The organism is Herbaspirillum sp. RV1423, from assembly GCF_000577615.1.
In the GTDB taxonomy this organism is placed as follows: Bacteria; Pseudomonadota; Gammaproteobacteria; order Burkholderiales; family Burkholderiaceae_D; genus Herbaspirillum.
Genome location: NZ_CBXX010000009.1, coordinates 14,703 through 40,040, shown reverse-complemented (window position 1 = coordinate 40,040; position 25,338 = coordinate 14,703). Strand labels below are relative to the sequence as shown.

Below are 25,338 nucleotides of genomic sequence, written 5' to 3'. Positions count from 1 at the left end.
GTTGATAGGTGTACGGGACGCCCGCGCGTCCGCTTTCAATCGATCCCCTGTCTTGCTTATTTACTTATCACTTGTTGCTCATTACTTATTGCTTGTTGTTTCTGCGACTGCGGTCCTGCATTTATTGAATCTGGCTGGCGCGCTGCACGCTCTCGATCATCGACGAGTTGAGCAGGTAAGTCCGCGCCTTGTCCTTGTCGGCGGCAAGTTCGCGGATTTCGTCGAGACGCTCGCGGCGCACTTGCGGATCGCGCTCTTCCAGCAGGCGCTTGTTGCGGATCGTGATGGCCTGCACGTATTCGATGTTGGTCTGGCGGCGCTGGCGCACATAGCGGTCGAGATCGTCCTGCGGCTGATCTCCGCCCAGCACTGCGACCAGTTTTTCCGTCAGGTTGACGGCGTCATGGATGCCGCTGTTTAGCCCCATGCCGCCCAATGGATTGTTGACGTGCGCCGAGTCGCCTGCCAGCAGCACGCGCCCGACACGGAATGTCGAGGCGACGCGCTGGTGCACGCGGTAGACGCTACGGTAGGCGATCTCGTAGGTCTGCTCCGGCGACAGGAAACCCTGGATGCGGCTCTGCACAAACTCGTCGGACAAGACTTTTTCCTCTTCCATCTCCGGCTGGATCGGGAAGGCGATGCGCCAGATGCCCGGCGGCCCTTCGTGCGGCTGGATGAAGATCGCGCACCATTCGTCCGGGTCGGCGATGTAGGCGTTGCCGGTGAAACCCTGTTCGCGCAGATCGTACGGCGTGGCGAACACGAGGAAGCGTTCCGGCCAGGTGAAGCCTTCGAATTCGATGTCCATGCCTTTGCGTACGGTGCTGCGCACGCCGTCCGTGCCGATCAGATAGGAGGCGCGGATTTCTTCGACACCGGCCGGCGTTTGCACGGCCACTGTGACGCCGTCGGCGTCCTGGGTGAAGCCGGTGCAGCGATGCGAGAACAGCACGCGGGCGTTCGGATACTGGCGCAGCGCCTTGTAGGCGATGTGCGACAGCTTGTGTTGTTCGCAGTGCAGGCGGAACGGATAGGGGGTGCGGTCGCCGATCACGCCGAGATCGAATTGCGCCACAACGCCGCTGCGGCGGTCGCGGATCTGCCATTCCGGCACCTTGATGCCTTCTTGCAGCAGCCTTTCGCCGAGACCGAGCGCTTCCAGCATTTCCACCGTCGGCGGATGGAATGTGCCCGCGCGCAGATCGCGCGGGATCGCTTCTTCGCCTTCGAGCAGGATGACGTCGACGCCCTGGCGGGCCAATGCAAGCGCAGTGACCAGTCCGACCGGACCGCCGCCTGCCACTACTACGGGATTTTTTTCCATGTTTCTATTCCGGGATGCGACCGGCGCGCGCGACAGCGGCACCGGCATTGATTAATAGGGAGAACGGCCAAGCAATGTCTCGTCAGCGCTGCTCGCGCCACAGGCCTAGCATTTCCTGCACGGGACGGTCGGAGAAACTGAACAGCGTGGTTTCTCCCTGCGCCTCGAAACGATGGCCGGCCCAGCTCGGGATCACGAACACGTCGTTCGGCTGCGCGACGAACTCCTTGCCGTCCAGCGTGACCTTGACCGCGCCGTCGATGACCGCATAGACGGTGCCGGCGGAGCAGCGGTACGGCGCGGTCGCAAAACCGTCCGGCAGCAACTGGATGAATGCGCCGATGGTCGGCATCGGATAGCCGCCGGTGACAGGATTGGCGTAACGCAGCTTGTAGCCGTGGCAGGCGTCCGCCGTCTCGCCTGCCGCCAGCGTGCGCAACGCCGCCAGCGTATCGGCGTAGGGATAGCTGAACAGCGGCGATGCCGGCGTCGGCGCGACGTAGTCGACCGGCAGCAGATTGCTGCCGTAGCGCGCCCGGCTGTCGCCGGGATTTTTCTGCGGCAGCGGCGCTTTGAGCTCGCCGGTGTTTTCGGCGAAGCTGGCGTCCAGCATGGCGACCAGCGGCACGTCGAGGCCGTCCAGCCAGACCATCGGCTGGTCAGTCTCGTTACCGTGTTCGTGCCAGGTCCAGGATGGCGTGATGACGAAATCGCCGCGCTTCATCGGCGTCTTCTCGCCTTCGACCGAGGTGTAGGCGCCTTCACCTTCCAGGATCAGGCGCAGCGCCGATTGCGTGTGGCGATGCGGCGGCGCGATCTCGCCGGGCAGGATCAGTTGCAGGCCTGCGTACAACGAGGTGGTCGCCGCCGCCTGACCGCGCATGCCGGGATTTTCGAGGATCAGGACGCGGCGGATGGCTTCTTCCGCCGTGATCAGATCGCCCGCTTCACGCAGGTAGCCGCGTACTTCGCGATACGGCCAGTGCACTGCCTGGCAAGCCGAAGCGGGAGTCCGGGTCACCAGGTTGTGCAGTTGCTCCCACAACGGCGCCAGATTGGCGGGATCGATCCTGCTGTAAAAATCGCGGCGCGCTGCTGCTGCATCGACCGCTGTCGCTGCGTTGTTCTTGGACATCGTCTTGTCTCCGTGTCAGGACGCCGGGAAGTCAGGCGCGGATCGCTACATCCATCTCGCCGATGCCGGCGATGCGCGCATGCATGACGTCTCCCGCCACGATGGTGCCCACGCCTTCCGGCGTGCCGGTCATGATGATGTCGCCCGGATACAGGGTGTAGGCATGCGAGGCCACCTGGATCAGGTCGGCGACGCCGGTAATCAGGTCGCGCGTGTTGGCCGACTGGCGCGGCTCGCCATTGACGGTGATGGAAAAATCCAGATTGTCCGGATCGGCGATTTCGTCGCGGCTGACCAGGTACGGTCCGAGCACGCTATAGGTGTCGGCGGACTTGCGGTAGCTGCGATCCTCCGGACCACGCACGGTCATGTCGAGGCCGATGGCATAGCCGGCGACGACATCGAAGGCGTCCTTGGCGGGGATGTCCTTGCATTGCTTGCCGATGACCACCGCCAGCTCCACTTCGTGGTCGTTGCGGCGGCCCGGATAGGCGATGCGCACGCCTTCGCCGGCGCCGATAATGGACGACGGCGATTTCAGGAACACGCCGAATTTGGCCACCGGAGAGTCGTAACCGTCATAGCCCGGCAAATGGACGCCATTGTGGATCTGTTTGTCAGCGGCCGATTCGGCGACGTGGGCATGGTAGTTCAGCGGTGCGGCGATGATCTTCGATGGATTGGCGACCGGGCTCAACAGCCTGACGTCCTTGACCGGCAAGCGTTCGGCCTGCGCTTTCAGAGCCAACAACTTGCCTTTCAGTTGCGGCAGCATGGCGATCAACTGATCGCCCGGCGCCAGCGGCCATGCCTGCGGCGGCAGTTCGCCGGTGATTGCTGTGACGTCGAATACGTAGCCATCCTCGACCAGACCGACACGGTTGTTGTTAAACCGGCAAATTCTCATTTCTATCTCCCAACATTAAATGGCGCTCTCGGCGCGAATTCTTATATCCAGCCTCGCTTGGCGAAACGTGCTGATGATTTCTTATAAATTTATAACACGCTCATTTTTGATTTAGATCATTATTGACTCTTGATTTTTAGAAGTCAATTAAATTTTGAGCGTGTTATAAAAATATTTTCAAATACACGTGCAAGTCTTGTCCGGCAAGGTGAAGAGGAGATAAGAGGGATAACAGAAAAACAAGACGGGATGAAAGTTCAGGCTTGCCAGACGCCGTAACCCGCTTCGCGCAAGCCGATGGCGAGTTCGACTTCCATGTCGCGCGCGCCGTCGTAAGGCATGGGGTTGTACATGTCATACAGATGCGGCAACAGCCGCAGGCCGTATTCGCGCACGAAGCGGTTGGACTGGATGCCAGCCTTGTGCTTGTCGAAACGCAGGTCGGGATTGAGGCCGGTCATGCCGACATAGACGCAGGGCTTGCCTGTGACGTAGTCGGGATTGGCCTTGCGAAAGCGCGCCTCGTACAGCACGTCCGCCGACAGCTCCACGACATAGACAGAATAGTGATAGCGGCGCGCCATGCGGAAACGGGCCCGGAAAACTCAGGAATGGCCGATGCCGGCCAGCGCAACGGCGAACGCCGCCAACGGCCTGGTCAAGGCAAGGTAAACGCCCGCCAGGGACATGCCGGGCGCGAGGCAAACAAAGGCCATCGGGCGGCCGGGAGTGCAATTCATCAAATGGAAATCTGCGAATGGAAAATCTGGGTGGTCTTTCCCGCCGAAAAACCGAGCCCTGCATTCTAACGCGAAGCGCGCGGTCCGATTCCGGTGCGCCGAGTTCGCCGACTTGGTAAGAATTGTAAGCAAGTAATGCCAAACCTTCCGGCGCGACGGAAATCCCCTATATTCAAACCGTGGCGACACAAATCGGATGCGCCTCAACAGAAAGGACATCATCATGATCACCAAGAAAATCATCCCCGCCCTGCTCATCACCGCCGTGCTGGCAGCATCGGTTTCCACTTCCGCCTTCGCGCGTGATCGCGACGGCAACAACGGACTTGCCATCGCCGCCGGCATCATCGGCGCCGTTGCGATCGGCTCCATCATCGCCAACGCCAACGCAGCGCCGAATTATGCACCGCAACCGGTATACCAGCCGGCATACCAGCCGGCATACCAACCCGCGTACCAGCCGGTGTACCAGGCAGCACCACAGCAGGTCTATTATCAACCGGCCCCGGTCTACGTGCGCCCGGCGCCGGTGTATGTCGAACGCGAATATCGCGAACGTCCGGTCTATCGTGAATATCGTCGCGAATACCGCGACGTGTATTACGACAGATAAAAAGGCAGCGACGGCAAGGCGTCTGTGATCGCAGCACGACCTTCCCGATGCCGATGAAGCCGCAAGATCCATCGAGAAAACTGCACACAAAAAAGGCCGCACACGTGCGGCCTTCCTGCCTGCGGCGATGGAAGAGGCAGAAGGAACTTAAACTTCCGCTTCGTGCTCCAGACGGTGTGGCCCTGCATTGGCCAGACGCGCTGCCGGCGGCGTGATGTCGATGGCGCGCTTGAGCGATTGCCTGGAGGACTGTGAGGCGGCGCTGGTCACCAGGCGGGCGGCGTCGAGCTTGAACACGCTGACTACCTGCTCCAGTGTCTCGGCCTGATCCTGCAAGGCTTGCGCCGCTGCAGCGGCTTCTTCCACCAGCGCGGCGTTCTGCTGCGTGACATCGTCCATTTGCGACACCGCCTGGTTGACTTGGCTGATGCCGTTGCTTTGCTCTTCGCTGGCGCTGGCGATCTCGCCGACGATGTCGGTGACCTTCTGCACGCTGGAGACGATATCGCTCATCGTGGTCCCTGCCTGTTGCACCAGTTTACTGCCCGAGCCGACCTTGTCGACGGAATCGTCGATCAGTGTCTTGATTTCCTTCGCGGCGGCGGCAGAACGCTGTGCCAGGCTGCGTACTTCCGACGCCACCACGGCAAAGCCGCGGCCCTGTTCACCGGCGCGAGCAGCCTCGACTGCCGCATTCAATGCAAGAATGTTGGTCTGGAACGCGATGCCGTCGATCACGCTGATGATGTCGACGATCTTGCGCGAGGATTCGTTGATCGAATTCATGGTGTCGACCACCTGGCGCACCACGTCGCCGCCTTGCGAAGCAATGTGCGACGCCGACAAGGCCAATTGGTTGGCCTGCTTGGCGTTTTCGGTATTCTGTTTGACGACCGAGGTGAGTTGTTCAAGGCTGGATGCGGTTTCTTCCAGCGACGCCGCCTGCTGTTCGGTGCGCGAAGACAGGTCGATGTTGCCGACGGCAATCTGCTTGGCCGCGACGCTGACCGAGTCGGTCGAGGTGCGCACGGTTGCGATCACGTCGACGATACGTCCGCGCAATTTATTGAACGCGGTGGCGGTACGGCCGATCTCATCCATGCGATCGACACGCATGGGTTGGGACAGGTCGAGCGAGGCGCTGACTTCTTCAAAGGTGTTGCGGATGTTACGCAGGCTGCCACTGATGTTGCGGTACAGGGTCAACGCCAGCGTGCCGGTCAGCAGGATGGCCACGACGATCACGGCGATCATGCTCTTGAAGGCGAATTCGTAGGCGGCCACGCTTTCCGCGCGCACGTCATTGACCAGTTTGGTGTTGTAGTCGATGTGCTCATCGATCCCCTTCTTCACGCCTGCCGCCGATACGGCCAGCGGACTGCCGGCGACCAGCGTGGCGCGCACGCCGTCCATGTCGCCCGCATGCGCAGCCGCAAAGAACGGGATCAGCGCCTTGCGATATGCCTCCATGTTGACCTTGTCCGCTTCCAGCATCTTGCGGTCGGTGTCATCGTAGATGCGTTCTTTTTCATACTTGGCGACGATATCATCGAACGCCTTGTTGGCGTCGGCCACCGCCTTGTCCAGCGCGCTCTTGTCCGCCAGATTGGAGAACACCGACAGGCGATAACCCGCCAGGCGCGTGTCGGCGAGGAAACCCTTGGCGGCGTTCAGGCCGTGGATGCTGGGGATGATGCGGTTCTGCACGGTGTCGAAACGCTGCTGCGCGCGCTGCAATTGCATCAGTCCGTCGACACCGACGAACAGCAGAGCCAGCAAGGCCATCGACAGCGTAAGAATCAGGCGTTTGGTGATTGTCATGGTCGTATCGTTTCTCAAGAAAGTGAATGGGATCCGCTGCCTCGTCGGCGACGGGACTGGCGCTGCCTCCTCTGCGACGGAAGCGATGCTGGCGATCTCATTGGCAACGTGTGTTGCACTTGCCGGCCGGAACGCCATATTAACGATGGCGTATGACCGGCTGATGAACCTGTGGCGGTCACGCCGCCAGCGAGGTTCCTTCCAATGCCTCCTGCAACGACTCGCCATGTTCGAGGCAGAATTTGAGCCCGGCCCGATAGCCCACGTCGAACAGCAACTGCATGTTGGAGGAGGACCAGTCCAGCACTTCCGGCCAATGCTGCTCCGGAATGCCGCCCATGAGATCGACCTTCAACAGGCGGCGCAAGGGTTCGCCGGTGTCCGGATGGGTGTTGTGCTCCAGTTCGAACAGGCGCATTTCCGTTTTTGAAATCTTCACCAGCGGCGTGATGATGGAGCGTACCCAGGCGTCGTAGAGATTGCGCGGCTTGCGGATCAGGCGGTCTTCGCCGAGGATGTCCAGCACCACCAGCGTGTCGATGTCGCCGTGCTTGCCGCCCGCCAGCAGCGGATTGAAGTTGAGGGTGTCGAGCGCCGCGCCTTCGATATAGTCGTCGCCGTCGATTTCGGTCGGCGGATACAGGAAAGGAAACGACAGCGCGGCGCGCACATGGATCGGCGCAATCTCATTCTTGTCCCAGATCTGCATCTCGCCTTTGCTCATGTTGTAGGCGTTGATGTAGAACTCCGGCTTCATGCGTGCGATGGCGTCGAAGTCGATCGACTGTTCGAGGAAGGGATGATGCGCGCACAATCCCAGACTCTTGGACGACAGGTCCGACGGCGACAATGCCGACAGCATCAGGTGCATCCAGTCGTTCCATGCGCCCGAGGCTTCCGCGAAATGCTGCGTGAACACGTCGAGGAAAGGATTGGCTGCCGGCATGGCAGAGACGCCGGCCACGGGCGGCACGGTGTCGCGGAAGCTGCGCGCCTCTTGTCCCGGCTTTTTGAAAATCTTGTAGTTGATGGGAAACAGCTTGTAGATGCTATCGGCCACGCCGACCTCGGCCCAGCGCATCAGCGCCTCGCGTGGCGAGCAGTCCAGCGGCGCTTGGTACAGTAGCCCCATCAGTACGCCCGCTCCGGAAGCCGAGATGACATCGAATTCGATGCCCTCATCCAGAAACGCCGTCAATGCGCCGGCAATCAAGGTGGAATTCGGCGCGCCGCCGCCGATCACCAATGCTTTTTTTCCCGCCCTATACTGATTGGTCATGTAAGCCTCTCAGATTCCCGTTGTGTTTTTTGGAGCAATGCACCTCGGTGAAAAGAGGAAAATGACGCACTGCAAAATTTTTCTCCGTGAGGGAAATATAGCCGCAAAGAAATAAAGCGGAAGTACTTGCAGTGATTTAATTAACGCATATCAGGTATTCAAAGAACTGATATCGGATGACCCATATGACTTTGCGCGGCATCGCCCCCTGTTTGAACTTCGCTATGGCATCGGAGCTGCACGGATTTCTGTCGTCAATGTCGACCGGGTGTCATTGGATCGTCATGAAAGGAGGAGCGTGTTTCATGCGTCGGCGATGGAATGAAATAGGAAATCGCCGACATATAAGAAAGTGACGGATGAAATAACCGGAGAAGTCGCTCCGTATTTGCGATGACACGATCACGCGCGACGATGCAACCACAAAAGACGCCGCATCGTCCGCTCGCCGACTCCGCCTAGGCGGTCTTACTTGCCCCAGCGCAGCACCAGCGGATCGAGACGGCGCGCGATCCTGATCAGGCCCTCGCGCGTAGCCGGATGCATGGGCGCCAGCGGATGGCGCACCGCATCGGACTTGATGATGCCGCCTTCCTTCATCAGCGCCTTGCACGACGCCAGGCCGCCCTGGCGGTTTTCATAATTGATCAGCGGCAGCCACTGCTGGTAATGCTGCGCCGCCAGTTCAACGTCGCCGGCAACATAAGCATCGAGAATGCGGCGGATGCCGTCGGGATAGCCTCCGCCGGTCATGGCGCCGGTAGCGCCGGCGTCGAGGTCTGCCATCAGCGTGATCGCCTCTTCCCCATCCCAGGGACCGACGATGGCGTCGCCGCCGAGCGCAATAATCTCGCGCAGCTTGTTGGCTGCCTGCGGCACCTCGATCTTGAAGTAGGAGACATGGGCGATTTCCTGCGCCATCCTGACCAGCAAAGCCGGCGACACGCTGGTGCCGCTGACGGGCGCATCCTGGATCATGATCGGGATATCGATTGCGTCCGACACAACGCTGAAAAACTCATGGATGCCGCGTTCGCCGATGCGGATCGTGGCGCCGTGGTAGGGCGGCATGATCATGACCATGGCCGCGCCGGCATCCTGCGCATCGCGGCTGCGCTGGGCGCAGACGCGCGAGCTGAAATGCGTGGTCGTCACGATCACCGGCACGCGGCCGGCAACATGCTCCAGCACCGTGCTGATCAGGGCGCTGCGCTCGTCGTCGGCGAGCGCGAACTGCTCGGAAAAATTGGCCAGGATACAAATGCCGTCGGAGCCTGCATCGATCATGAAATCGATGCAGCGGCGCTGCCCTTCCAGGTCGATGCCGCCGTGGTCGTCGAAGATGGTCGGCGCGACCGGGAAAACGCCGCGGTAGACAGGAACAGAAGCGGAAGCGGCCGGAGGTGTTTTCTTGCTCATGGTGTCGTCTCTCTTTGGTTTTGTTATGTAGAACTCATTTCATCAATAGGCGTGAGATGCGTTCCACTTGTCTTTGTCGGCACCATCGGCAGGGCAAAGCGGGAATTCGGCGTCAGCGTCCTTTCAGCAGTTGATTCACCTGCTGGAATTCCATCGGCGGATAGTAGTAGAAGCCCTGGAAAAACTGGCAACCGATCGCTTTCAGGAATTTCTCCTGCACCAGCGTCTCCACGCCTTCGGCGACGGTGGTGCAGGAAAGGATTTTTGCCAGCGACACCACTGCGCGGATGATCAGTTCGCTCTTCTCGCTGATGCCGATTTGCGCGACAAAAGACTGGTCTATCTTAATACTTTTCGTCGGGAAGCGACTGAGCTTCTGCAAGGACGAATAGCCGGTGCCGAAATCGTCGATGGTGATGCCGTAACCTTTGGCGTTGAGCGCTTCCAGATGCCGGATGGCGAGATTCTCGTTGCCGACCAGGCCGGTCTCGGTGATCTCGAATTCAAGGTAGTCGGAACTGATGCGGTATTTCTGACAGCACGCATTGACCAGGTCCAGCAGATCGGTGCGCACAATATCGATGGCCGACAGGTTGATGGCGATCGGCAGGCAGCGCCGGCCGGCATCCAGCGTCTGCCGGATGTAGGCGCAAACCTTGTCGACCACGAACGCTGTGATGAAATGGATGGCGCCGCTGCTTTCCGCCACCGGGATGAATTCCGCGGGAGGCACATCGCCCAGCGTCGGCGAGCGCCAGCGGATCAACGCCTCCAACCCCACGATGTCGCCGTCGTGGGTCACTTTCGGCTGGTAGACCAGGCGCAGTTCGTTTTCGCGCAGCGCCATGACGATAGCCTGCTCGATGTTGAGGCGACGCCGGATCTGCGCCGCAGCTTCATCGTCGAACACGGCAACGTCCTGCGTGCCCGATTTGCGCGCCGTGTCCAGCGCCATCTTGCCGCGCTGGATCAATTCGTCGCCGCCGATTTCGCCGGGACGGGAGAACGCCACCGCCATTGAAATCTGCACCGGATGCTTCTCTTCGCCGAGGATGATTTCCTCAGGCAGGCTGCGGCGAATGTGTTCGATCTGCGGAATCGCGTCGCCGCTGGCGTCTGCGTTTTCAATGGTGAAGCTAAACACCACGCTGCGCAGCCGTGCAATCAGGCTGCTGCCGGGCAGCAGACGCTTGAGCGCGTCGGCGAACGCCACGATCAACGCATCGCCGGCGGCGCTGCCGAGCGCGTCGTTGACGTACTTGATGCTGTCGAGACGAATGACGATCAGCGCCAGTTGGCGACGCGGCGACATCGCGGACATCCGCTCCTCGAGTTGCTGGCACAGCAAATCGCGGTTCGGCAACTGCGTCAACTGGTCGTGGCTGCTGAGGAAGGTCTCTCGCGCCTTGCTGCGGTCGAGCGCTTCCTGGATGCGGCGCATCTGCGAGATGTCGCGCAACAGCACGATATAGTGACGCGCCGACGTCGGCGAGATGTTCTCGATCGCGATCAGGCGACCGTCCTTGGTTTCAAACTCCTGCCCGCGCTTGAGGTCGAGAATGTCGGCGGCTTTCTCCGTCTTGTTCCGGCATTTGTGCTCGAGCAGTGCAAACAGGTTTGCCGCCTTGCCGCTTTTACCGCCGGTGCGGCCGATGAGGTTGTCGGCCAGCGTATTGGCCTTGAGAATGCGCGCTTGCGCGTCGCAAAGCACTATAGCGCCGCCGGCATTTTCAAAAATCTCCTGGTACTGCGCGTGGCTGCTTTGCAGTTCCATGCTCGCCGCACGATGCCGCTTGATCGCCGCATCCAACGCATGCAGCAAGCGGAATACGCCGAGCGGCACGCAAATGTTGAAGAACAGGAACAGCAGCGACTGGATGTAGGCATTCGCGTTGGCCAGCGGCGGACCCAGATCGGGATAGCTCGGCAGAGGCTCGTTGCGGACCAGCAGCATGAACGGAAAGATATTGACCGTCATCAGCATCAATGCAACGCGCGAGCCGAAGAAAATGCGGCCGATCAGGGGAGCGGTGTACACAAACATGATCCCGAGCTTGGCAATCTCGAGATCGTGGATGAAATAGACGATGCAAAACGCCGCCGCGTAAATCGTCGCGATCAGTATCGCGCTGCCGATGACGGGACGCCGCACCGAAGCATAGACGGCCAGCGACAGCGCAACGAAAAAGCCGAGAACGACGAGGAGGATGTAATAAGCCCCCACCTTGAACGCGTCAATGACGCTGAGCACGCCGATGCAAAACTCCAGCAGCAAGCCGGAGACAAGGATGATGCGCAAAGCGCTCTCCTTCCAGACCGTGTTCTCTGCTGCGCTCAGCGAATTCTCTTTAAGCAGTAGCCACTGAAACATTATTTTTATCTTTGCGTGGGAACGAAAATGACGCGGCGGACGGCGCCTGACCTGTCTAGGATAAATACAAGCCGGAAGAAAACAACGAAAGGCCAATGCCATCGTTGTGACGTTTGCGCTGATGCCGTTCAACGCGGCCATCGGGTTCGGTCACGCCAAGTTTGGCGTTTGCTCGTATTTCTCCGTAATTGGCAGGCACATGCCGTCTCTATTTATATAATCTCACAAATAGTTTCCACTCAGCAATCGAATTGACCATTATCGCGAGGTAGTCTTTCCGTGCCCCCTTCTTTAGTCGCAAATTTTCATATTGCTTATTTAACAAAGAAATCGCTTGCCCACAACGAAATTGGTTGTTAAATGACATGTTTTCCGGCTGTCATTTTGTCCTTGTCCGGGGAAAGCGTACCGCGCTGAATTTGACTGTGACTACGTTAGCCAGCTATCGCCATCGGGGGTCATGCTTCACATTGCCAAAACAACAACCAAGCCGCATTTACAACTCACGGCATGATATTTCTCTTATCTACTCGCATTTTTCAGACAAAAAAGACCCGCGATCAGACGATGCGGGTCTCTCGAAACTGCTTCCTTGTTCAATATCCGGGACTTCAGGACCTCGTCAGTTTGAACACGCTGACCACTTGCGCCAACTTCCCGGCCTGTTCCTGCAATGACTGCGCCGCCGCTGCTGCCTGCTCCACCAGCGCGGCGTTTTGCTGTGTTACTTCGTCCATCTGCGTGATGGCGCGATTGACCTCTTCGATACCGGTGCTCTGCTCAGTGCTGGCCGCGCTGATCTCGCCGACAATGTCGGTCACGCGGCGCACGCTGGCGACCACTTCGGCCATGGTGGTGCCGGCCTGCTCCACCAGCTTGCTGCCGGAATCGACCTTGTCGACCGAGTCGTCGATCAGCACTTTGATCTCCTTCGCCGCTGCTGCGGAGCGTTGCGCCAGGCTGCGCACTTCGCTTGCCACCACGGCAAAGCCGCGGCCCTGTTCGCCGGCGCGCGCTGCTTCGACCGCGGCATTGAGCGCCAGGATATTGGTCTGGAAAGCGATGCCGTCAATCACGCTGATGATGTCGACGATCTTCTTCGACGATTCGTTGATGGAACCCATCGTGTCGACCACCTGGCCCACCACGGCCCCGCCCTGCTGCGCGACTTCGGACGCCGAGACGGCCAGTTGATTCGCCTGGCGGGCGTTATCGGCATTCTGCTTGACGGTCGAGGTGAGTTCTTCCATCGCCGATGCCGTCTCTTCCAGCGAACCTGCCTGCTGCTCGGTGCGCGACGACAGGTCGAGATTGCCGCTGGCAATCTGCGTCGATGCGGTGGCAATCGTGTCGGTGCCGGTACGCACTTCGCCGACGATCTTCAGCAGGCTGTCATTCATGGCTTTGAGCGATACCATCAGTTCACCGGTTTCATCCGTGCTTTCAGGGCGAATGTCGGCGCCGAGGTCGCCTTCGGCCACGCGCCGGGCGACGCTTACCGCTTTGTTGAGCGGCACCGAGACGATGCGCGCCACCCAGATCGCCAGCGCCAGCGCGATCACCACGATGGCGATCAGCAGACCGAGGATCCAGCCGCGCGCGAGATCAAATGTGTGGTCGGCCCCCTCATTGGAACGCGTGGTGCCGTCGTCGTTGATCTTGACCAGTCCGCCCAGTTGATCGACCGCCTGGCGGAACAGCTTGTTGGAGTCGCCCTTGAATTGCGCGCGCGCTTCGTCTTTCTGGTTGGCGCGGGACAATGCCATGATCTTCTTGTTCTCCGCCAGATACTTTTCCATGGTCTGCTGGAATTGCGGATACAGCACTCGCTCTTCGGGTTCGGAAATCAGTTGCTCATAGGAAGACAGGTCCTTGCGGATGATGTCCATGCGCGTCTTCATCGCTTGCTCGGCGTCGTTGTAGCCTTTCTCGTCGGTCGACACGATATGCTGCAATTCGGATATGCGGTAACGCGCCATGGAAGTCTGCAATTGCAGACCCAGCTTGATGCTTGGCATCCAGTTGGTGGCGATTTCGGTCGATGCCTTGTTGACCGAGACCAGCTCGACGATGGAAAAAATTCCCAAGCCCGCTGTCAACGTAATGACGACCAAGAAGGAGAGGAGCAGTTTTTTGGCGATTTTCAGGTTATAGAACCAACTCATGATTGTTGCCTCGCGGGTGAGAAATTGAAATAAGGTGTGCGACCTACACCGTTTGCGCAAAATGTCGCCGTCAATCGGCGCATTGCGCCCACTCATGGTACGCACGCCACCGCCGTCTTCATTACGGAAGAAGGCGGTTGTTTACCATTCATTTGTACTGGGCGATCCGTATGCAAGAGCCGTCGCTGCTGGCTTGCGAGCGATCCGATGCGAGAGTGCCGCTGAGGCATTCTCACACGGCAATGTGATGAGCAAATGACCTGATGCAGTCAGGCTGGCGTCAGACTCCGTAAATCCGGAAGAAGGCGTCCAGTGAACGCTCGACTGATTCCCTGACCTTGGCCGGCGGCACGCTGGTGATCACGCCGAGAATACGGCCTTCGACCCATTCGGCCTCGACCAGCGCGCGAAACTGGATGCCTGTCAGCCACGGGTCAGCTTCACGCAGGTCGCCTTTTGCCATTGCCCGTTTCATGAAGTCCGCGATGGCAAGCCAGCCGCGCTTCGGACCATTTTCGTAATACATGCAACCGAGATCCGAGCGCTCGGCGTTGTAATACAACAAACGCCTGATCGCGATGACTTCGGTCGACAGCACCAGATGCAGATATTTGTTGGCGAACAATTTGAGCGTCGTACGTGTATCGCCCTTTCCGCTTTCCCCAAGGATGGCGAACAATGACTCGAACTGCATGCCGGCCTGTTGCTTCATGACCTGCAAAAAGATTTCTTCCTTGGAAGAAAAATAGTTGTACAGCGTCGCTTTGGACCCGCCCAGGCGCGCAGATATCTCCGCCATCGACGCGCGATCGAATCCGATTTCATTAAATAATTCCGCGGCGACATCGATGATCGCCTGGCGTCGCTCTTCACTCTTCTTGCGCATGTCAATTCTTTGCTTATGCGGCGGAACCTCGGTCCCGCCTGGTTTCCCCAAGGCTGTTGCTTTTTGTGCCAACGCAGCATTTGCCGAGTTCTATTTTCGCCCAGTTTTGCTTGACGGTCTTTAAAATCAAATACTATACTGAACTGTACAGTTTAATTATGAATGAATTCGATCATGCAAGTTCAATCTTCTTTCGGCAGAGGAAAACGTTCGCGCTCCGTCGCCGCGCTCTCCGCACTAGCGCTTGCGACCTTGACGCTGGCTGGCTGCGCACAGTTTTCCGACCTCGGCCCACGCGCCGAGCCCAAGGCCATCGACGCCTATCAGACTGCTCAATCGCTCAACGGCGCAGCCGCAGTCGCCTGGCCCGACGACAACTGGTGGACGATCTACGGCGACAGGCAACTCGACGCATTGATGGGCGAGGCCCTGCGCGGCGCGCCGTCGATGGCGGTGGCGCGCGCCCGTCTGCTGAAAGCCGAAGGCGTGGCGCAACAGCAAGGCGCAGCGCTATTGCCGCAAGTCACCGGCAACGCCTCGCTTGATCGCATGAAGCAGAGTTACAACAACGGCGTGCCGCCCGACTTCGTGCCCAAAAATTACAACAACGAAACCCGCGTCGCCCTCGACTTCAGCTATGAGATCGACTTCTGGGGCAAGAACCGCGCCGCGCTGGCGGCCGCCACTTCCGATCTCGAGGCGGCGCGCGCCGACGCGGCCCAGGCGCGCATCGCGCTGGCGACTTCCATTGCCGCCGCGTATGCCGAACTGGAACGCCTGTTCAGCCAGCGCGATACTGCCGTAGCGGCATTGCAGGTGCGCGTGGAAACCGAAGACCTGTTCGGACAACGCCGCCTCAACGGCCTTGAAACCGAAGGCAGCGTCAAGCAAGTGGTAGCGCGCCGCGCCATGGCTGAAGCCGATCTGCTCAGCATCGACGAATCGATCGCCCTGCAGCGCAACAGGCTGGCCGCGCTGGCCGGCGCGGGTCCGGACCGCGGTCTGCAACTGGCGCGCCCGGTCATCGACATGTCAAAACCGTTCAGCCTGCCGCAGGAATTGCCGGCCAACCTGCTGGGACGCCGTCCCGACATCGTCGCCGCACGCCTGCGCGCCGAAGCCGCCGCCAAGCAGATCAAGGTGGCGCGCGCGCAGTTTTATCCGAACGTGAATCTCACCGCCTATTTCGGCTTCCAGTCGCTGGGCACCAATTTGCTGACCTCGGCCGGTTCTGACATCGGCAGCGTCGGACCGGCGATTTCATTGCCGATTTTCGAAGGCGGCCGTCTGCGCGGCCAGTTCCGTTCGGCCAGCGCCAGCTATGACGAAGCCGTCGCCAATTACGACAGCGCAGTCACGCAAGCTTTGCAGGATGTCGCCGATGTCGCCGTCAGTGAAAAAGCGCTAAGCGGACGTCTCGACCGCGTCGAAGCCGCCGCGCATGCGGCCGAAGAGGCCTATCGCATCGTGCGCAACCGTTATGAAGGCGGCCTCGCCAATTACCTCGACGTGCTCACTGCACAGGACACGCTGCTGACCAATCTGCGCGAGCTGTCGACCCTGCGTTCGCGCATGTTCGCGCTCGACGTCTCGATGGTCCGCGCGCTCGGCGGCGGCTACCAGCACGCCGGCTGAACGCGTCATCTCAATACGATCCACAAGATTACGAAGGAAACGATATGTCACACAGTGATTCCCAGGCAATCCAGACCATCGCGGACAGCAGCGCCGCCGGCAATGCCGGCAACAAGCGCAAGAAACTGTTCACCATCTTCGCCGGCGTAATCGCCGTCGCGGCAATCGGTTACGCCACCTACTGGTATTTCATCGGTTCGCGCTACGTCACCACCGACAATGCTTACACCGCCGTGGAAATTTCGCAGGTGACGCCGGCCGTCAACGGCATCGTCGCCGACGTAAAAGTGGTCGACACCCAATACGTCAGGCAAGGCGACGTGCTGGTGGTGATCGACAACCGCGACGCCGCGCTCGCGCTGGCCCAGGCCGAAGCCGACCTGAGCCGCGCCGAACGCCGTGTCCAGAGCTACTTCGCCAATGACAGCGGACTGGCCGCGCAAGTGCTGGCGCGCGAAGCCGAACAAAAACGCTCGGCAGCGCAACTGCTGTCTGCGCAAGCCGACCTGCAGCGCGCCGAACTCGATCTGCGTCGCCGCGAGGCATTGGAAAAATCCGGTTCGGTATCGGGCGAAGAACTGACCAACGCGCGCACCGCCGTGCTGACCGCGCAAGCCAATCTGAAGGCCTCCGAGGCCGCCGGAGTGCAAGCCGACGCCAACCGCGCAGCCACCATCGGCGCGCAAAAGGCCAGCACCGTGCTGACCGCCAACACCACTGTCGACACCAATCCGGAAGTCACGCTGGCGCGCGCCAAACGCGACCAGGCCAAACTCGATCTGGAGCGCACCGTCTTGCGCGCGCCGATCGAAGGCGTGATCGCGCGTCGCCAGGTTCAGGTCGGCCAGCGCGTGCAGGCCGGCGCCGCCTTGCTGTCGGTGGTGCCGACACGCGCGCTGCATGTCGACGCCAACTTCAAGGAAGGCCAGTTGTCGCAAGTGCATCTGGGTCAACCGGTCACGATGAAAGCCGACATCTACGGCAGCGCGGTGGAATATCACGGCACGGTGGTCGGCGTGGCCGGCGGCACCGGTTCCGCATTCGCGGTGATTCCGGCGCAAAACGCCACCGGCAACTGGATCAAGGTGGTGCAACGCCTGCCGGTGCGCATTTCGATCGATCGCAAGGAACTGGTGGAGAAGCCGCTGAGCGTCGGCCTGTCGATGGATGTCTCGATCGACACGCGCGGCAAGAGCAGTACAACCGCTACCGGCGGCACCGCAATGAACGCAGTGACGGCGGACAACGCGATCAAATCTCCGACTCTGTAAACAGGCGGCACCCATGTCATCCCATTTTTCCGACGCCGCCATGAAGCCGCTGGAGGGCGCGCAACTGGTCGGCGCCGGCCTGCTGCTGGCGGCTGCCAATTTCATCGCGGTGCTCGACACCACCATCGCCAACGTGTCGGTGTCGACGATCTCCGGCGCGCTCGGCGCTTCGTCCAGCCAGGGCACGTACGTCATCACGTCATATGCGGTGGCTGAAGCGATCACCGTGCCGCTGACCGGCTGGCTCGCCAACCGGTTCGGCACGGTGCGCGTATTCATCGCTTCGATGATCCTGTTCGGCGTGTTCTCGGCGCTGTGCGGCCTGGCCGGTTCGCTCGGCATGCTGATCGCGTTCCGCGTGCTGCAAGGCCTGGCCGGCGGTCCGCTGATGCCGCTATCGCAAACCCTGCTGCTGCGCATTTTCCCCAAGGAGAAAGCACCTGCCGCGATCGGCCTGTGGGCCATGACCACGCTGATTGCGCCGATCGCCGGACCGATTCTGGGCGGCGTGCTGTGCGATCAATACAGTTGGCCTTATATCTTCTACATCAACGTTCCCGTGGCGCTGGTCTGCGGCTATATCGGCTGGAGAATGCTCAAGCGCTACGAGTCGCCGCTGCTGAAACTGCCAATCGACAAGATCGGCCTGATCCTCATGATCGTCTGGGTCGCGGCATTGCAGATCATGCTTGATGAAGGCAAGGAGAAGGACTGGTTCGCCTCGAATGAAATCATCATCCTGGCGCTGGTTGCCGTCGCCGGCTTCATCGCCTTCCTGATCTGGGAACTGACCGAACGCAATCCCATCGTCGACTTGCGCGTGTTCCGCCACCGCGGCTACACCGCCAGCGTGACCACTATCTGCCTCGCCTTCGGCGCCTTCTTCGGCGCCACCGTGCTGACGCCGCTGTGGCTGCAAGGCTACATGGGCTACACCGCGACGCACTCGGGCGAGACCACCGCCATGAGCGGCATTCTCGCGGTGCTGACGGCGCCCTTCGTGGCCAGGTTGTCGACCAAAGTCGATCCACGCAAGCTGGTGTTCATCGGCGTGATGTGGCTGGGCGCGGTGACGCTGTTCCGCAGCTTCAACACTTCGGACATGACCAACTTCCAGATCGGCTGGCCGCTGCTGCTGCAAGGCATCGGTCTGCCGCTCTTCTTTGTGCCGCTGACCGGTCTGGCGCTGGCCAGCGTCGACGAATCGGAGACCGCCTCCGCCGCCGGCCTGATGAGTTTCTGCCGCACCATGTCGGGCGCAATCGCCACCTCGCTGGTCAACACCAGTTGGGAAAACAAGTCGATCTACTATCATGCGGAGCTGGCCGGCATGGTCGATCAGTTCGGCGACGTCAGCAATGCGTTGACGCAGGCCGGCATGTCGATCGATCAGGCGCGCGTAAACATGGAGCAGATCCTGCAGTCGCAAAGCATCATGCTGTCGACCAATCACATTTTCATGATGGCGGCGATTTCGTTCGCGCTGGCGGCGACGGCGGTATGGTTTGCGCCCAAGCCGACGCGGGTCGCGGATACGTCGGCCGCTCACTGAGATCGCACCCGGCCAGAGAGAAAAAGGGATGCCGTTTCATCGAGGGCATCCTTTTTTCACTTCTTGCTCAGACCGGCAGCAACACTTACAGCTCAGCCCACTGGCGCAGCAGATTGTGATAATGCCCGGTCAGGCCGAGGACTTCTTCGGTGTCGCCGATCTTGCCGCGCAGGCTTGAGATGTTCTGGTCCAGTTCGAACAGGAGGCTGCGTTGCCAGTCGTCGCGCACCATGCTTTGCGTCCAGAAAAAAGAACACACGCGGGCGCCGCTGGTAACCGGCTCCACACGGTGCAGGCTGGTCGACGGATACAGGATGAGATCGCCGGCCGGCAGTTTGACTTCATGCATGCCGTAGGTGTCGACGACGACCAGTTCTCCGCCTTCATACTCTTCCGGCTCAGACAGGAACAAGGTCGACGACAAATCGGTTCGGATGCTCAGCGACGTGCCCGGCACGGCACGCACCGAGCCGTCGATGTGCAGTCCGTAATGCTCGCCGCCTTCGTAGCTGTTGAACAAGGGCGGTATTGTCATTCTCGGCAATGCGGCAGCGAAGAATAACGGACTCTTTTTCAGCGCCGCCAGGACGATCTCGCCGAGCTTGATGCTCATCGGCGAAAACTCCGGCAGTTGGCGATTGCGCTTGACCTTGGCGCCCTGCTCGCCGACGGTCGCCTTGCCGTCGACCCAGTCGGCACCGGCCAGTTCCTGCCGGATGAACGCCACTTCGGCTGCCGTCAGCACTTCCGGAATATGCAACATCATGATCGCTCTCCAGTAAAAAGCCCCTCCGTGCGGGAGGGGCCAGATTCCATGCATTCGCCTGTACGGCTGCCCACTATAAACCATGCGGGAAAACCGACAGTTTGCGCCGAATCAAAACCGCATCAGAATTTGATGTTGGCGGTAAGCACGGCTGATCGTGCAAGGCCGGGATTGTATCGATAACCGCTCTTGTTGATCGCTGCCACATAGTCTTTGTCGAACAAGTTGTACATGTTCAATTGCAGCGTCAGATTCTTGCTGACGACATAGCTCGCCATTGCGTCCCATACCCAATAGGACTCCACATATTGAGGTGTCGGCGTCGGCGACGCCGCCGGGCCGTCGGTGCCGCGGTAGAGCTTGCCGACGTATCGGCCGCCACCGCCAATGGTGAAACCGTGCGGCAGCTTGTAGGTCGTCCAGGAAGTGAAGGCTTGGCGAGGCGTATAGCTCAGGCTGTTTTCGCCTGCCTGCGTCACAACCGCGCCGCTTTGGACACTGGTATTCATCAACGAATAGCCTGCGCTTACCGACCAATTCGAGGTAATTTCGCCTGTTGCGCCCAGTTCAAGACCCTGGACGCGCTTTTTGCCGGTCTGAAAATAGAGACCGCTGGTGGCGTCGAGCTCGACTTCATTTTCGACTTCGGTACGATAAACGGCAGCCGTCAGCGCCAGCTTTTTATTCAACAGATCCCACTTTGTACCGACTTCGGCGGTCTTTGTCTTTTGCGGCGCGTAGTTGGCGTTGCTTGCGCTATTGGCCGCGGCGCTCAGCGCAAAATTCGCGCCGCCGGGAGGCTGCTGCGATGTGGCGTACAAGGCATAGACACTGCTGTAATCCGTCGGCTTATAGATGCCGGCCAACTTCCAGTTGAACAGGTTGCCCGAGGTGGACAGGTTCGTGATCGCCCCGGCGGCGTTGGCGAAATAAGTCGTGCGATAGTGATCCACGCGCGCGCCGCCATTGAGCGACCATTTTTCATTGAACTTCACCGTGTCGAACAGGTAAGCCGATGCCGTATCTGTCTTCCCGTCGTTATAGCCGGTCGCGTTCAAGCTGTATCCGGCCGGAATGGCGTCGTTGGGATTCGGATTGTAGAGGTTCGCGGCCGGCAAATTGCCGACTCGGGTAAACGAGAGCGCGTGCTGCTTTTCCTGAGTCACCTCGACGCCGCCCACCAGCGTGTGCTTGAGCGCACCTGTTTCCAGCTCGGTCGTGATATTGGTCTGATTGGTCAGAATCTCATTTTCCTGGTTCTTGCGCGTCGGATTGGAACGGGCGATGGTCCATGTCGCCGGATTGGCGGGATTCGGCGTCAACAGGTTGGCCGCGCTGCCCATGAAACCGGTCAGCAGGTAATCTTGCGTCGTCCTGGCGTAGCGCGTGGTGTTTTGCAGCTTTACGTTGGGCGAAAAATCGTGGTCGACCCGGACGGTAAACATGTCGGATTTCACCTTGTCGTAATCGCTGCTCAGGCCATAAAAGTTCGATGAGCTGACTCTCCCCGCATTTCTGATGAAGGGACGCGTCGCATCAGGAGTCCGATAGTCCGGCAAACCGACTGTAGGCACTCCGCCGTCAGGCGTATTGTCTTGTTCGACGTGCAGATAGTCGAGATAGATGCGTGTCGGCGTGTTCAGGCCGAATACAAACGATGGGGCAATGCCCGTGCGCTCGTTATTCACTTCATGGCGGCCTGGGACGCCGCTATCCTGCTTCATCAGGTTCAAGCGGAAGGCCATGCCCTTCTCATCATCGATAACCTTGTTCCAATCGGCGGTTGCGCGCTTCTGCGACCAACTGCCGTAGGAGACCGAGGAGTTGAAAGAATTGACCAGTTCGGGCTGTTTCGTGACCAGGTTGATCGAGCCGGTCGGAGATCCCCGGCCGTTGTCCGTGCCGGCCGGCCCTTTCAGAATTTCGACCTGTTCGATATTGAACATGTCTCGGGAAATCGAACCGAGGTCGCGGACATTGTCCACGTAGATGCTGCTGGATGCGTCGAAGCCACGCATGTAGATGGCGTCGCCGGTATTGGTCGTGCCGTTTTCACCGAGGTAGAAAGTACCGACGCCAGGCGTATTCCGTACTGCGTCCGTCAATGTGATTGCGTGCTGGTCTGCCAGAACTTCCTTTTTGATCACGGAGATGGTCTGCGGCGTATCGACCAGCGGTTGCGAATATTTGGCGGAAGAAGCCCGCTCCGCCTTATAGCCGTTGTCCTGCGTCGCGGTCACTTCGACGCTGGGCAATTGTGCCTGTTGGGCATGGGCGACCGCCGGCAGCAGAAGCGCGCCGGCAATCGCCGCTGTCACTTTTGGATTGAAGCGAGGCTGTGCATGTTTGCGATTTCTTATGTAAGTCATGAACGGAACTCATAGTAAAAGTTTCGGACTGGCTGGCTTACATCTGCAACACAGATCTGGCGGGCTACACGGGGATGAATGGTTTTAATTGTTGTATCGATGGCTCGATACGTTCACGACGCAAACGGGCTGGACGGAAGAAAAAACCGCTGTGGCTGGCAAGGCGCTCAAAGAGAACGGCGTCGAGAGATGAATATTCCAACACTCTTCACTCGAACGAATTCTAGGTGATAATCGTTATTATTTGAATAAATTGTTACAAATTTGAGACAAAAATTTACGTTGAGTCACATCCGGCAACATGCATTGCGCAGCCGCCGCCCGCCGAAAGCGCAATTGGAACCGGAACCGGAGAGGCGGCCGGTTCCGGCGAATATGTTTGCCGACGCTACTTGAGTGCCATCCTGGCGTCCGGCCAGTCGCCGCCCAGCGCCTTGATCAGGAATACCGACGTCAGCATGCGCTGACCCATCAGTTGCGCCGCCTGGCGTTCGCTGTTGAGCAAGGATTGCTGCGCCGTGATCACATCCAGATATGTCGCGACGCCGCCAACGTAACGGCTGTCGGCCAGGTCCAGTACGCGGCGCGCACTGACGATGGCAGCCTGCGATTGCGTATAGGCGCGGTCCAGCGCGGCGATGCCGGTGATGCCGTCTTCCACTTCCTGCATGGCGGTCAGCACCACACGGCGGTAATTGGCCACCGAGGCTTCATACCCGCCCTTGGCGAAATCGACGCCGGCGCTGATGCGGCCGCCGTCGAACAGCGTCTGCGTGGCCGACACGCCCAGCGACCACAGCACGCTGGGCGCATCGAACAAGGCACCGAAGGAACGGCTGTCGACGCCGTAAGAAGGCGCCAGCATGATGCTCGGATAGAACGCCGCGCTGGCCACGCCGATCTGCGCATTGGCGGCGGCCATCGCGCGTTCGGCTGCGGCAATGTCGGGACGGCGCTCCAGCAGATCGGACGGCACGCCGACCGGCACCGCCGGCGGCGTCATCGGCACCAGCGCCGACGGCAGCGAAAAGCTGGGCGCCGGCGTCCCGACCAGTGTCGCGATGGCGTGCTCATATTGCGAGCGCGCCTTGCGCAGCACGTCGACCTGGGTCAGCGTGGTGTCGAGCAGCGCTTGCTGCTGGGCGACATCAAGACCTGAGGTGGCACCCAGATCATGGCGCGAGGTCGCCAGTTCGAGCGCTTTCCTTTGCAGATCGATGGAACGCGACAGCACGTCGAGTTCGACGTCCAGCTCGCGCAGGTTGAAATAACTGGAGGCCAGTTCGGCGCTCAACAGCAAACGCGTGTTTTGCAGGTCGGAAGCCGACTGCTGGGCCGAGGCGCGAGCACCTTCGACGCTGCGCTGCACGCGGCCAAACAGGTCGACCTCATAATTGACGTTCAGACCGAGCGCGAAGTCGCTCTGCACCGTCGAGAAATTAGGCGAGTTGTAGTTGGTCAGCGGCCGGTTGCCGGAAATGCGCAGACGCGACGCGCGCGCGCCGACGCCGACTTGCGGGAACATGCCGGCCGAAGTGGCGTTGGCGGCGGCGCGGGCTTGCATCAGGCGAGCGCTGGCGATGGCCAGCGTCTGGTTGTCTTGCATCGCCTTTTCTTGCAAGGCATTCAGTTGAGCATCGCCGAAACGCTCCCACCATGCGCCCTTGGCCTGGTCGTCGCTGGGCGTGCTTTGCCGCCACGGCGCGTCGAGCTGCCAGCTCACCGGCATGTCGACATCGGGCTTGCGGTAGTTGGGGCCGGCCGCGCAGCCGGCCAGCGCAGCGGCTGCGATGGCGGTCAGAACGAGAGGACGCAGCTTCATCACGACTTGCCTTGCTCGGCAGGCGGCTTGGCGGCCGGCTTCGGTTGCGCCTCGGTGGCGAAAGCGACTTCATCGCCTTCGGCCACGGAGTCCGACGGATTCAGGATCAGGCGCTCGTTGCCGCTGATGCCGTCCAGCACTTCCACGGTCTGGCCGAAATTGCGGCCGATCTGCACGCGTTTGAGACGTACCCGGTTGCCGGCGTCGACCGTCGCCACCAGCGTGCCGTCGCGGCGGAACAGCAAGGTGTCGGTGGAAACAACCAGCGCGCCGCTGGGCTTGAGCGGCAACGCGACCTGGACGAAAGCGCCCGGCAACAGGATACCGTCCGGATTGGGCAGCGCCACTTCGACCTGCATCGAGCGGGTGGTCGTGTCGATGGAAGCAGCGGTGCGCGCCACCTTGCCTTCGAACTTCTGGCCGCGCAATTCAGTCTGCGTGACGACGACCTTCTGACCTTGCTTGACCAGATTGGCGTAGGACTGCGGCACGTTGACGTAGACGCGCAGCGGATCGGTCTGCGACAACATGAACAGCGCGCGCGCCGCGCCGCCGCCCGAACCCGGATCGACCAGATCGCCGACGTCGACGTTGCGGCGCGTGATCACGCCGGCGAACGGCGCGACGATGCGTTTGAAACCTTCCACCTGACGCAGGCGTCCGACATTGGCGTCGGCGGCGGCAAGGTTGGAGCCGGCCTGTGCGAAGGCGCTGCGGCGTTCATCGAGTTCCTGTTGCGAGACGGCGTCTTTCTTGCGCAGCGCTTCCCAGCGATCAACGGTACTTTTGGCCAGATCGAGGCTGGAGGCGGCCTGCTGGCGTGCGGCGATGGCCTGCGACAGTTGCTGATCGGTTTCCGGCGTATCGAGTTCGGCCAGCAGCTCGCCCTTTTCGACGCGGCTGCCGATGTCCTTGTACCAGCGCTTCAGATAACCGCCGGCGCGCGCCGAGATCGGCGACTGCACATAGCCTTGCAGGGTGCCGGGCAAGGACAGCGTCTGGCTCGCGCCGCTGCTGTTGACGGTGGCGGTCTTGACATATTGCCTGGCGCGCTCGACGGTGCCGGCTTCCAGCTCGCGCGCATTGAACACGCGGCTGACGACGGTGCGTGCAGCGCCGGCCGCCAGCAGCAGCATGACGACGATCACAACGATTCTGGTGCGACGCACGATCTGCCGGCGCTTCAACAGTTCTCCTGCCTCGCCCGGATCGAGAGGATGGATGCCGAGCTGGGAATGACGTTCTTGCGACATTGCTTCA

At 60.3% G+C, this 25,338-nt stretch carries 19 protein-coding genes; 5 read left to right on the top strand and 14 right to left on the bottom strand.

The window, feature by feature from the left end; translation table 11 throughout:
• Nucleotides 1-121 precede the first annotated feature (121 nt).
• The 4 genes from RV1423_RS11280 to RV1423_RS11265 all read right to left on the bottom strand — a co-directional run bounded on the left by RV1423_RS11280 (nucleotide 122) and on the right by RV1423_RS11265 (nucleotide 3,953).
• Nucleotides 122-1,327: an NAD(P)/FAD-dependent oxidoreductase gene (locus RV1423_RS11280; RefSeq protein ID WP_034296587.1), complete on the bottom strand. Its 1,206-nt coding sequence runs from the start codon at nucleotides 1,325-1,327 to the stop codon at nucleotides 122-124.
• 82 nt (nucleotides 1,328-1,409) lie between these two features.
• A complete protein-coding gene (gene gtdA / locus RV1423_RS11275) occupies nucleotides 1,410-2,462 on the bottom strand; it encodes a gentisate 1,2-dioxygenase (protein WP_034296585.1) in 1,053 nt (350 codons plus the stop codon).
• 31 nt (nucleotides 2,463-2,493) lie between these two features.
• Nucleotides 2,494-3,369: a fumarylacetoacetate hydrolase family protein gene (locus RV1423_RS11270; RefSeq protein ID WP_034296583.1), complete on the bottom strand. Its 876-nt coding sequence runs from the start codon at nucleotides 3,367-3,369 to the stop codon at nucleotides 2,494-2,496.
• Nucleotides 3,370-3,626: 257 nt separating this feature from the next.
• Entirely contained in the window at nucleotides 3,627-3,953 is a 327-nt protein-coding gene (locus RV1423_RS11265) for a hypothetical protein (RefSeq protein ID WP_034296581.1), read from the bottom strand.
• Between the two features lie 27 nt (nucleotides 3,954-3,980).
• On the opposite strand from RV1423_RS11265, the gene RV1423_RS11260 reads away from it, so the two are divergent.
• Nucleotides 3,981-4,178 (top strand): hypothetical protein, encoded by a 198-nt coding sequence (locus RV1423_RS11260; protein ID WP_034296579.1) that lies wholly within the window; start codon nucleotides 3,981-3,983, stop codon nucleotides 4,176-4,178.
• Nucleotides 4,179-4,332: 154 nt separating this feature from the next.
• Nucleotides 4,333-4,722: a hypothetical protein gene (locus RV1423_RS11255; protein WP_034296727.1), complete on the top strand. Its 390-nt coding sequence runs from the start codon at nucleotides 4,333-4,335 to the stop codon at nucleotides 4,720-4,722.
• A 147-nt stretch (nucleotides 4,723-4,869) separates the two neighbouring features.
• Here RV1423_RS11255 and RV1423_RS11250 read toward each other — a convergent pair whose 3' ends face one another.
• The 6 genes from RV1423_RS11250 to RV1423_RS11225 form a co-directional block, all read right to left on the bottom strand.
• Nucleotides 4,870-6,543 (bottom strand): methyl-accepting chemotaxis protein, encoded by a 1,674-nt coding sequence (locus tag RV1423_RS11250; RefSeq protein WP_034296577.1) that lies wholly within the window; start codon nucleotides 6,541-6,543, stop codon nucleotides 4,870-4,872.
• Nucleotides 6,544-6,721: 178 nt separating this feature from the next.
• Nucleotides 6,722-7,822, bottom strand: coding sequence for a patatin-like phospholipase family protein (locus RV1423_RS11245; RefSeq protein WP_034296576.1), 1,101 nt, complete (start codon nucleotides 7,820-7,822; stop codon nucleotides 6,722-6,724).
• Nucleotides 7,823-8,290: 468 nt separating this feature from the next.
• Entirely contained in the window at nucleotides 8,291-9,241 is a 951-nt protein-coding gene (locus RV1423_RS11240) for a dihydrodipicolinate synthase family protein (RefSeq protein ID WP_034296575.1), read from the bottom strand.
• 112 nt (nucleotides 9,242-9,353) lie between these two features.
• Nucleotides 9,354-11,612: a bifunctional diguanylate cyclase/phosphodiesterase gene (locus tag RV1423_RS11235; RefSeq protein ID WP_197034923.1), complete on the bottom strand. Its 2,259-nt coding sequence runs from the start codon at nucleotides 11,610-11,612 to the stop codon at nucleotides 9,354-9,356.
• A 611-nt stretch (nucleotides 11,613-12,223) separates the two neighbouring features.
• Nucleotides 12,224-13,777: a methyl-accepting chemotaxis protein gene (locus RV1423_RS11230; protein WP_034296572.1), complete on the bottom strand. Its 1,554-nt coding sequence runs from the start codon at nucleotides 13,775-13,777 to the stop codon at nucleotides 12,224-12,226.
• 280 nt (nucleotides 13,778-14,057) lie between these two features.
• Nucleotides 14,058-14,663, bottom strand: a complete 606-nt coding sequence (locus RV1423_RS11225) for a TetR/AcrR family transcriptional regulator (RefSeq protein ID WP_034296570.1) — start codon at nucleotides 14,661-14,663, stop codon at nucleotides 14,058-14,060.
• A gap of 174 nt (nucleotides 14,664-14,837) precedes the next feature.
• Between RV1423_RS11225 and RV1423_RS11220 the strand changes: the two genes are divergently transcribed.
• The 3 genes from RV1423_RS11220 to RV1423_RS11210 are packed head-to-tail and all read left to right on the top strand — an operon-like array spanning nucleotide 14,838 to nucleotide 19,121.
• Nucleotides 14,838-16,298, top strand: coding sequence for an efflux transporter outer membrane subunit (locus RV1423_RS11220; protein ID WP_081768797.1), 1,461 nt, complete (start codon nucleotides 14,838-14,840; stop codon nucleotides 16,296-16,298).
• Nucleotides 16,299-16,342: 44 nt separating this feature from the next.
• Nucleotides 16,343-17,569 carry an HlyD family efflux transporter periplasmic adaptor subunit gene (locus RV1423_RS11215; protein ID WP_034296569.1) on the top strand — a complete coding sequence of 409 codons (1,227 nt, stop codon included), beginning with the start codon at nucleotides 16,343-16,345 and terminating at the stop codon, nucleotides 17,567-17,569.
• A gap of 13 nt (nucleotides 17,570-17,582) precedes the next feature.
• Nucleotides 17,583-19,121, top strand: coding sequence for a DHA2 family efflux MFS transporter permease subunit (locus tag RV1423_RS11210; RefSeq protein WP_034296568.1), 1,539 nt, complete (start codon nucleotides 17,583-17,585; stop codon nucleotides 19,119-19,121).
• Nucleotides 19,122-19,206: 85 nt separating this feature from the next.
• Here RV1423_RS11210 and RV1423_RS11205 read toward each other — a convergent pair whose 3' ends face one another.
• The 4 genes from RV1423_RS11205 to RV1423_RS11190 form a co-directional block, all read right to left on the bottom strand.
• Nucleotides 19,207-19,887: a Fe2+-dependent dioxygenase gene (locus tag RV1423_RS11205; RefSeq protein WP_034296565.1), complete on the bottom strand. Its 681-nt coding sequence runs from the start codon at nucleotides 19,885-19,887 to the stop codon at nucleotides 19,207-19,209.
• Between the two features lie 122 nt (nucleotides 19,888-20,009).
• On the bottom strand, nucleotides 20,010-22,256 hold the full coding sequence (locus RV1423_RS11200) for a catecholate siderophore receptor Fiu (RefSeq protein ID WP_034296562.1): 2,247 nt from the start codon (nucleotides 22,254-22,256) through the stop codon (nucleotides 20,010-20,012).
• Nucleotides 22,257-22,644: 388 nt separating this feature from the next.
• Nucleotides 22,645-24,078 carry an efflux transporter outer membrane subunit gene (locus RV1423_RS11195; RefSeq protein ID WP_034296559.1) on the bottom strand — a complete coding sequence of 478 codons (1,434 nt, stop codon included), beginning with the start codon at nucleotides 24,076-24,078 and terminating at the stop codon, nucleotides 22,645-22,647.
• Nucleotides 24,078-25,331, bottom strand: coding sequence for an efflux RND transporter periplasmic adaptor subunit (locus tag RV1423_RS11190; RefSeq protein WP_034296557.1), 1,254 nt, complete (start codon nucleotides 25,329-25,331; stop codon nucleotides 24,078-24,080). Before RV1423_RS11190 ends, RV1423_RS11195 begins: the two co-directional genes overlap by 1 nt.
• Nucleotides 25,332-25,338 lie beyond the last annotated feature (7 nt).